Raw genomic sequence first — 9,680 nt, 5'->3', positions numbered from 1 at the left:
CATATCATAACGAACCAGCATGTCGTGGAAAATGCTGATTCCGTAGAAGTATATTTCAGCAACGGGGTTGCAATGGATGCTGAGATCACGGGCACTGACATATATTCTGATATTGCTGTATTAAAGGTCGATGAAGTCCCCTGTGATGAAAACTGCCAACCCTATCCCCTGCCAATGGCCAACTCATCCATGATCAATCCTGCTCAGATGGTGATGGCAATAGGTACTCCTTTTGGGCTTGAGGGAAGTGTAACACATGGAATCGTCAGTGCCACGGGCAGGACAATGCCCACAACAAACGGATTTTCCATCCCCAATGTTATACAGACCGATGCACCGTTAAACCCGGGAAATTCAGGAGGGCCCCTAATTGATCTCTCAGGGGAAGTGATCGGGGTCAACCGTGCACGTAGCGGAGATAATCTGGGTTTTGCCATACCTTCCAATAAAGCCAGGATGGTTGCCGATGCCATAATAGAAAAAGGAAAATATGAACATTCCTGGATCGGTATACAGATGCTCCCTGTAAGTCCAAGGGCAGCAGATTTCATGGACCTTAATGATGAGGCATCCAGAGGAGTAATGGTCGTGGTTGTAGTGGAAGACGGACCTGCCGAGGATGCCGGGCTGAAAAGTGCAGAAGAAGTAAAGATCAATGATGAAATAATCTTCATCAACGGGGATATCATTGTAGGAGTAGACGGGGTTGAAGTCTTCAACAGTGACCAGATCATTGCGCATATAAGTGAGAAACAGCCGGGTGACGAGATCGAACTTGAGTATTACAGGGACGGGGAAAAGATGACAACACAACTGGAACTTGGCGCGCGCCCGGAATGAATAATTCAAATAACACTTGATTACGCATTTTCATACACTGGAAATGCACACCCAAAAAAGGAAATAAATGGCTACTCAGCCATTGATCTTTTTCATAAGCCAGGTCATATTCTGGCCAAGGTTTTGCATCGTCTGCATTCCTTCTGTATCAGATTCTACATCCCCGGGGGCAAGTCCCATTCCAATGTTCCAGTAACTTGAACCCGGTACGACCATCTGGGAGATCAAGAAAAAGTGGTTAATGGAATCAAATGCATGAAGGGCGCCTGCTCTCCTGACAGATACAACCGCTGCTGCGACCTTATGCTTGAAAAGTTCATCATTTGCTTTCCCGACAAAACCCGCCCTGTCAATCAGGGCTTTTGTTTCCGTAGTCAGATCGGCAAAGTATGTAGGGCTTGCAATAATTATGCCGTCAGCCTCAATCATCTTTTCGATACATTCATTGATCAGATCACTGGATATGACACATCGGCGATCCTTGTTCTCAAAACACTTCATGCAGGCAGTACATCCCATTACAGGGATACCCCCCAGCTGAATCATTTCGGTCTCAATTCCCTGCCTTTCGAGTTCTGAAAATACATTTTTGACGAGCTTTGCGGTGTTCCCGTCTTCCCTGGGACTCCCATTGAATGCTACAACTTTCATTTTAGTACCTTCCATCTGTCTTTAGACAACATATTTCCAATAATTGCATTATCCACTCCCCTATATAACAACTATACTACTAATTCACCCGAATCAGTTAGATAATTACTGGAGAAGGAACTTAGGGGTTCGTTTTTCCATGCCGTAAAGAAACAGATTCATATATATGAAGAATTGATCATATATTCATGGATAACTCAGCCTGCAAACGCGTGGATAAAGACCAGATTGAAAAACTCACAATCCCACCACCTGAAACAATTACGCGCATGTCTGCCATATTTCAAGCACTGCAATCATCTGCACGCCTGAACATCCTGTTCTTACTCAAAAAAAAGGATATGTGCGTATGTGAACTCAGTGAAGCACTTGAAGCTTCACAGTCTGCAATATCCCATAATATGCGGATACTACGCCAGCTAGACCTTGTGCGGGTCAGGAAAGAGGGCCTGTTGCTACCTTCATAACCGCGGTGGGAGCAGGAATTACAAGCAATATTATGGAAAAGGACAGGACAAATACGCTCTCAAATCCCATTATGCTTTCAAAAAAGGAAGATGCAACAAATCCGGGTTGTGATTGCGGCGGTGATGATTGCGAGCAGGCAGGCCTGAAAAAAAGGGCTATAGATGCCATAAAATATGCTTACGTGGAACTGCTGGGAGATATTGCAAAGTGGCTTATTGTGGGGCTGCTGATAGCAGGAGTGATTTCATATATCGTGCCGGAGGAAATTGTGAGAGGCTACCTGGGAGGCGGGATTGGTTCGATGATCCTGATGCTCTTTATAGGGGTCCCCCTCTACATATGCGCCACCGCCTCCACACCCCTGGCAGCCGCCCTTATAGCCAAAGGGATGAGCCCTGGTGCAGCCTTTGTGTTCCTGCTTGCAGGACCGGCCACCAATGCTGCAACCATTACAGTGGTTACAAAATATTTGGGCAAAAAGGCTGTTACTATTTATCTTACATCGATAGCCTTTTTTGCGCTGCTATTTGGGATGTTGCTCGACCTGATATACATTAGATTGGGAATTGAGGCATCGGCTATTGTGGGAAGTGCAAGTGGCGTGCTGCCCGCAGAAGTGAAAACTTTCTTTGCGTTGCTTTTGACAGTAATGATTGCCTATGCCCTGATACAGAGAAGGAAAAGTGATGAATGCCATGATTGCTCCTGAAACGGTGAGGTAACTATAAAGCACCTTAACCCAATCTTAAAATGGGGTCTTGTATGGATAAAAGGAATCGCACAATCGAATCCAAATTGTCCGCCAATGGAAAAATATTGCTGGAAAAGCGCTACCTTTTAAGGGATGCAGAAGGCAAAATCGCAGAAGAGCCCGGCGAGTTGTTCCGCAGAGTTGCAAAGGCTATTGCCGGAGTCGACAGCAGCTACGGATACAGTGTGCAAAGGCCTGAAGATGCTTTTTATCAGGTAATGGCAGACCTGGAATTCCTTCCCAATTCCCCCACTCTCATGAACGCGGGCACCGAGCTGGGGCAATTGAGTGCGTGTTTTGTGCTGCCTGTGGAAGATTCCCTGAAAAGTATCTTCAAATCCCTGCAGGATATGAGCCTCATCCATCAATCAGGCGGTGGCACAGGATTCTCCTTTTCAGACCTTCGACCTGAGGGGGATCCTGTGCGCTCCACAGAAGGCGTGGCTTCCGGACCCCTTTCCTTTATGACGATCTTTGATAAGGCAACGGATGTGATCAAGCAGGGCGGCAGGCGCAGGGGAGCCAATATGGGGGTGCTGAGAGTTGACCATCCGGATATTTTCAAGTTCATCCAGGCCAAGGAAAAGGAGGATATACTCCACAATTTCAATATCTCGGTGGGTGTGACGGATGAATTTATGGAAGCTGTCAGCCAAGACAGGGATTATGCACTTATAAATCCCCGAACCGGTAAAGTTAAGGAGCAATTAAAGGCACGGGATGTGTTTGACCGGATAGTGACCTGCGCCTGCCAGACCGGAGATCCCGGCCTGCTATTCCTGAATGAGATCAACCGCAGACATCCCATGAGTGCAATCGGCACAATCGAGAGTACAAACCCCTGCGGAGAGGTGCCTCTTTTGCCCTATGAATCCTGCAACCTCGGCTCGATCAACCTGGCACGGATGGTCAGGAGAGGGAATATCGACTGGCAGAAATTGAAGGAAACGGTCCATACAGGAGTGCATTTCCTGGATAATGTGATCGATGCCAACAAATACCCTCTCCCGGAAATCGAGCAGAGGACAAAACAAAACCGCAAGATTGGCCTGGGTGTTATGGGATTTGCCGCCATGCTGGCACGCCTGGGGATTGCCTATGATTGCGAGGAAGGAATTGCGACAGCAGAAGAAGTGATGAAGTTCATCCGGCAAGAAGCCGTGCAAAAATCTGTGGAACTTGGCAGGCAGCGAGGCAGTTTCCCGAATTTCCACAGGAGCACCTTTGCAAAGGATTATCCCGCAATGCGCAATGCAACGGTGAATACCGTGGCCCCTACAGGCAGCCTGAGCATAATTGCAAATACCACTTCAGGAATTGAGCCGATGTTTGCCCTCACCTATCAGCGCAATGTGATGGGAACCCGGCTGACAGAGATCGATCCTGTTTTTGAGGAGATGGCAAGGAAACACGGGTTCTACAGCAAACAGTTGATGGAGGAAATCGCCGAAACCGGATCCCTCCAGAACAGCCCGAATGTGCCCAAAGAGACCAGACGGGTCTTTGCCACCGCCCTGGAGATCCAGCCCCGCTGGCATGTGAGGATGCAGGCGGCTTTCCAGAAGCATGTGGATAATGCTGTTGCCAAGACCGTGAACCTGCCTCATGAGGCTACGGCGGAGGATTTCCGGGAGATCTATATGCTGGCCTACCGGTTGAAGTGTAAGGGAATTGCTGCTTACCGTTATGGAAGCAAGGCAGAACAGGTGCTGGAGATCGGGGGAACCGGGGAGAAAAGGGATGACAGCACTGCAACAGTTAAGGCCTGTACGAAAAACGGATGTGAGTGAAGCAGATTGTGAGTATCCTGTTTTGAGGAGTTGAATACTTCCGGATACAGGAATTAATATTCGGTTTACAGAGAAATAAAAAAAAGAGTGCAGCAAAAAGTTGCTGCATTCAGGAGTTCTTTTTCTTCATTGAATAAGCCGCACCGATACCCACGAGGGCAATCAGGCCGATTATGCCAATGATTGACATGGACGGTACACCGGTGGAATCATCATCTGAGCCAGTGGAATCTTCCTGCTGGGCGTCAGTGGACTCATCGGTGTTGTCAGCCTGGGTGTCACCGGTAGTATCCTGTGTCTGGATGGCACTGCTTTCTACAGTGGAGATGGCAAACGGTGAGAAACGGGTTGTCTCTGCCTCGAAGTAGAAGTAGTCGCCATCCTCATCGGTCTGAGTGGTCTCCAGCTGCTCCCATCCATCGTCATGATGGAACAGGGCGATTGATGCCGGATCGACACCATTGTCAGACATCCAGTCCTTGCTTACCCTGAAGCCAACAACAGGATCTTCCATGTTGTCATCATCAAAGGCGGCATTACCCACCCAGATGTTGACGTTCTGGTAAACATCACCCGGAGCATCCTCATCCACAAGGGCAGAAGTATCCTTCAGGACCTCGATAAGCACCTTGATCTGTCCGGAGTTGGTTGTACCCCTGAACTGGACAAAGGTCACATCGTTGTCTTCACCATCAAACTCATAACTGGCAGTTGCCCCGGCTGTGACGGTCCGTGTCTGAGCATCCGTGGAAGCAATATTCTCATATTCTTCACCTGTGCTGCCACCACCGCCTCCGCCACCGGAGGAGGAACTGCTGGAGGTGTCACTATCAGAAGAGCCACCACCTGAAGATGAATCACCAGTACTCTCTTCACTATCGTCGCCATCGTCTGATACGGAATCGACACTAAAGTCCAAATCTGTTGGTTCCCCGTCCTGTCCAAGGGAATTAGTAGCAGCTTCAGTACCGCCTACCTTGAAGGTAATGGTGTCACCCTCATCACCGTACACATTGAATCCTTCTGAATATCCATATTTTCCATCGATTGTCTCCTGGCTGAATACTTCATTGCCGTCAATCCAGGCAGAAACCACAGTGCCATCGGTAGCAGATTCCCCGGCCACCGTAACCGTACCGTAAAAAGTCTCGGGAAGCGATGGTGTGGTGTCGTCTGCAGCTGCCATAGAGACCGCCAGAAGCATGCAGGTACACAGTAGAATCAATGTTCTTTTATTGATCATAAAATAAATCTCCTTAATCTTTTACAGTTAGATTAACTGCACAATACACTAAAAATTAAAAAAGAGGAAAGAAAATTCATTCCTCTTTATTTAGGTGTTGAGTATGTATATCCCGGAGGATAGATGGTTCCGTCCTGAGATACTGCCAGCCAGTAACCCTGTCCTTTTTGCATATCCTCACCCATCTCTAATTCTCCACCAAGGCCATAAAGACGGTCTGTAGACGTGGCAACATTGCCAAGGTATTCAGAAGAAATCATATTGCCTGTATACTTGAATCCTATCAAATTCCACCCCTCATAGACATCATAGGCCCGTGGGGTTTCGATCAGATCCACATCTTCATAACCAGAAACGGTCATAGTTCCGGTGGAATCGGCCTTCAGCAAGTAACCTTTACCGTCTACCATTTCTTCAAGTCCTCCACCTACTCCTGGTATATATCTGGTCCAGTTGCCGCTCTGTGCATCATAGGCCCAGACAATTTCCACATCTGTACCTTCATCGATGCCTTCAAGAACTGTCTCAATGGAAGAGTCTGCAGGAATCAAGGGCAGGGACATCTGGTTCCAGCCTGCACGCAGATTAAATGGTGTTGTTGTGCTGTCGGCAAACTCAACCTGAGTGGTATTGGTGATATCTGTACCTTCCAGTGAAGCGGTTACATTGGCTACACCGGTTTCCATTGCAGAGGTGAGAGTTACAGTATAACTTCCGTCGGTGACCTCGTAATCGTTACCGTCGGTGACATTCAGTGTACCAGCATCAGTATTGAAAGAGAGGTTGCCGCTTTGGATTGTTCTACCATGCTCATCTACAATGGTTGCTGTAATCTCGGTAGTGTCACGACCATCCGCAATAATAATGGAGTCTACTGTATCAAATGTAATATCTACAGGTACTCCCGGTTCAAAAGTTGCATTGGCTGTGTCTGCATCATCACTTTCATGACCAAGGTTGTCGACTGCCACAACTATGTAGTTGTAATTTACATCGGCTGCAAGACTTGAATTGACATCAGAATAACTTGTATCTGTTCTGTTTCCAATGTAATCGGAATCAATGAAATCAGTACCTGTATTATTGCGGTAGATGTTGTAGAGATCAACACCACTTGCATTATCGTTGGCAGCATCCCAGCTGAGGTTGATTACACCAGTTTCAGCTACTGCATCAAAGTTGGCAGGGGCTTCTGGAGCTGCTGTATCCACTGTGTAACTTAGAAGAGGATTAGATGCATTTCCACCGTTTTCAATAGTATTGCCTAATGTATCATTGGCTTCCAGCCAGAATACAATGGTGGTATTGTCAGCCATTCCATCATCTTGGGTGTCAATGGTTGCATTGTAGGTTGCATTTGTTCCTACAGTCAGTACTTAGCTAATTTTGAGCATCTGAACCTAACAACACCCCCCGATAGCTTTATATGCGGCGAGAACGATGGCTTAGGAGAAAGTTAAGGATTCAGCTAGTAGTGCAGTGTTTAAGGTAATTCAATAATGGCAGGAACAAGATGGAGGGAAAATTAGAGAACTACTGACAGTGGTTACATTAACCGGTGTGATGGTACCTTCTGAAGTACTATTATTGTAGTGCAACACTACTGTATCGTTATCAATTTCACCATTATCTTCAAGATCGAAGGTGAGGTTGAAGGCGAAAGAGTTGTTGTAGTAACCATTATAGTAATTCTCAGTGCCTGTGATGTTGTTTGCAATAGTACTTTCATTTACAGATGGTCCGGTATCATCGATCATCAGGACATCAGCCTGCAGGATCTCTGTGTTGTTGACATTGCCAGCGGCATCTTCAACTGAAAGTTTGATACTGTAGAGTCCTTCTTCAAAAGAGCCCTCATCTGGGTTTGAAAGATCCAGTGTAACGGCATCAGGATCCTCAGAAGCATCATCCTTTACGAATTCGGCATCGACATCTCCATCAGAGTTGACAAACTGGATGGTTGTCTGATATGGGTTTGCTTCGGTATATCCGTAGTCTACATCCAAAGTATCAGTTGACTTCTTGTATTGGAGTGAGTCCGGAGATGTTACTTCGACGGCACTTGGTGCAGAACTGTCAACAGTAGCAGTGTCGGTAAAATCACCGTTGGTAACTGTTATTGTATCTCCGTCTTCAGCATGCAGTTCATTTCCAGATACAGTCCCGCTGGAAGTAATTACATCTGCAGTAAATATACCTGTGTCTGCACCGGTTTCTACAAGAGTGATATCCAAAGTTTTAACATCTGAAGTACTGGTCAATTGGACAGTCTTCTCCTGTATCCTGTTAGGATCATCATTCAATGCATCGTCTTCCAGTGTAATTGTAATTGTTACATCTTCATCATAATACTCAGAATCAAGATACACATGACTTGCCTTGATTGTATTACCGTTGACAACAGTTTCGTCGCCGGAAGCCAGTGTAAGAGTGGCGTTTGCGAGCATGTTGTAGTAATCCTCATCCCATTCACCAGAAGAATCGGATAAAGTCATATTGACGGTGTAGGTTTCGTTCTGTGTGATGTCTTGAGTAAGAGAGCCAACAAATGGTGAAGAAGAGGTCGTAATAGTAGTACCAGAATCTCCATAAATTGTCATGGAAGATACAACATCGGAAACAATCGGGTTGTCGTCAGAATCACTGACAATGGAGATTTCAGTAAAATTGTCCTGATAGAAATCGTTTTCATCGCCATCGATTATGATAGCATCATTAGTAACATCGAAATCACCATCACCATCAGTGTTATCCAATGAAGTGAATGGCCAATCATTATCGAATCCACCATAGGTCATTTTAGAAGAATCATCAATAGCTGAACCCATTACTGAATAATCACCTCCAATAACATAATCAGTACCTGTAGAATTATTGAACGCCGCTGTTCCGCTGTTGTTTATATATAAGAAATCCACTGAAGCATTCCAGCCATCTCCGTCTGTAGCATCGTATGAAGATACATTTGTCCAATCTGAGTCATAACCAAGTGTGACGTTGGCAAAATCATTTGTGAGATTGGCTCCTGGAGACAGACCATCTGTAGTATCATTTATAATTAAGTCTCCGCCATCTTCAATGGTAAAATTCATAATCTCTACATCTGCACCGGGGCCCACGTTGGCCGCAGGTGCATCATTATTTGTTACAGATGTTGCAATTGTAAGTACTGCTCCGGCCATTAGTATGGCAAGGAGGAGTACCCCGACTCCAATCATCTTGTTACTTTTAATCATATTTTTAATCACCTTTTCTATTATATTTGGTACCCATAGTCCTAACTATAGGTTAGAATCACTAGTAAGGGTATCAATATTGTTATGTACATTTAAAAGTTTCCATTTATATAAAAAAAGTTCTGTATATACACGTTTTAGAAAATCTCCTGTATATTAGTATATTAATATACACAATAAATTATTTGTATACATTATTTGCTGAGCAAAAGTGCCCGGATGATCTGATATTTAAGCAAATGAAGGTGCAGAGGGGTTAAATTGTAATATCTGAAAGAAGACGTTCAGAATGACAGGCTGTTTCTTGTATATACTACAGCGGAATTAACGTGTATATTGGCATAAATTTATAAAATAATTATATTTCGAATTGAGGATAGAAGGAGAGGGATGTGAACTGCCCTGGCATTGATGATGTTTACGTTTTGGGAAGGGGTTTCCAGCAGGGAAAGGAAGGAATCAACCGGGCAGACGTGGCAGAAGATGACAGATAATTGTAGCACAGCACCCATCAACGCTACAGGCAGGAAGGAGGTGCAAAGGCAACTGTAACAGACCACATCAACACGGGGCGATAGCCGGGAGGGAGTTTGAACTATCCGGAAAGAGGAAATCCCTGAAAGGAACTGCCAGCGGTATGCTTTGCAAGCGCGGGTTAATTCATCTGGAAGGTGCAGGGGTTGTCAGCGAGGAGGATGTGC

The 9,680-nt window shown here is 45.7% G+C and carries 7 protein-coding genes and 1 pseudogene; 4 read left to right on the top strand and 4 right to left on the bottom strand.

The genetic code is table 11. The annotated features are described in order from the left end of the window. A partial coding sequence (locus C9889_RS06925; RefSeq protein ID WP_129599477.1) for a S1C family serine protease occupies window positions 1-840 on the top strand: 840 nt, incomplete at its 5' end. A 75-nt stretch (window positions 841-915) separates the two neighbouring features. Here C9889_RS06925 and C9889_RS06920 read toward each other — a convergent pair. Next, on the bottom strand, window positions 916-1,491 hold the full coding sequence (locus tag C9889_RS06920; RefSeq protein WP_129598211.1) for a flavodoxin family protein: 576 nt from the start codon (window positions 1,489-1,491) through the stop codon (window positions 916-918). Between the two features lie 188 nt (window positions 1,492-1,679). Here C9889_RS06920 and C9889_RS06915 point away from each other — a divergent pair, with 188 nt between their 5' ends. The 3 genes and pseudogenes from C9889_RS06915 to C9889_RS06905 all read left to right on the top strand — a co-directional run bounded on the left by C9889_RS06915 (window position 1,680) and on the right by C9889_RS06905 (window position 4,500). Next, on the top strand, window positions 1,680-1,958 hold the full coding sequence (locus C9889_RS06915) for an ArsR/SmtB family transcription factor (protein WP_129598209.1): 279 nt from the start codon (window positions 1,680-1,682) through the stop codon (window positions 1,956-1,958). Then, a pseudogene (locus C9889_RS06910) lies at window positions 1,940-2,668 on the top strand (permease); the annotation flags it as partial. The gene C9889_RS06915 and the pseudogene C9889_RS06910, both read left to right, overlap by 19 nt. A gap of 53 nt (window positions 2,669-2,721) precedes the next feature. Further along, window positions 2,722-4,500: an adenosylcobalamin-dependent ribonucleoside-diphosphate reductase gene (locus C9889_RS06905; RefSeq protein ID WP_225420024.1), complete on the top strand. Its 1,779-nt coding sequence runs from the start codon at window positions 2,722-2,724 to the stop codon at window positions 4,498-4,500. A gap of 109 nt (window positions 4,501-4,609) precedes the next feature. Here the strand turns inward: C9889_RS06905 and C9889_RS06900 are convergent, their stop codons facing one another. From C9889_RS06900 to C9889_RS06890, 3 genes are all read right to left on the bottom strand, one after another. Next, window positions 4,610-5,743: a PGF-pre-PGF domain-containing protein gene (locus C9889_RS06900; protein WP_129598205.1), complete on the bottom strand. Its 1,134-nt coding sequence runs from the start codon at window positions 5,741-5,743 to the stop codon at window positions 4,610-4,612. 86 nt (window positions 5,744-5,829) lie between these two features. Beyond that, window positions 5,830-7,059 (bottom strand): Ig-like domain-containing protein, encoded by a 1,230-nt coding sequence (locus tag C9889_RS06895; protein WP_129598203.1) that lies wholly within the window; start codon window positions 7,057-7,059, stop codon window positions 5,830-5,832. Window positions 7,060-7,236: 177 nt separating this feature from the next. Beyond that, on the bottom strand, window positions 7,237-8,979 hold the full coding sequence (locus tag C9889_RS06890) for an autotransporter outer membrane beta-barrel domain-containing protein (RefSeq protein ID WP_129598201.1): 1,743 nt from the start codon (window positions 8,977-8,979) through the stop codon (window positions 7,237-7,239). Window positions 8,980-9,680: the final 701 nt, after the last annotated feature.

The sequence above is a fragment of the Methanohalophilus profundi genome (assembly GCF_004137855.1).
In the GTDB taxonomy this organism is placed as follows: Archaea; Halobacteriota; Methanosarcinia; order Methanosarcinales; family Methanosarcinaceae; genus Methanohalophilus; species Methanohalophilus profundi.
The sequence above is the reverse complement of the archived record's forward strand: the minus strand, read 5'-3'. Positions and strand labels throughout refer to the sequence as shown.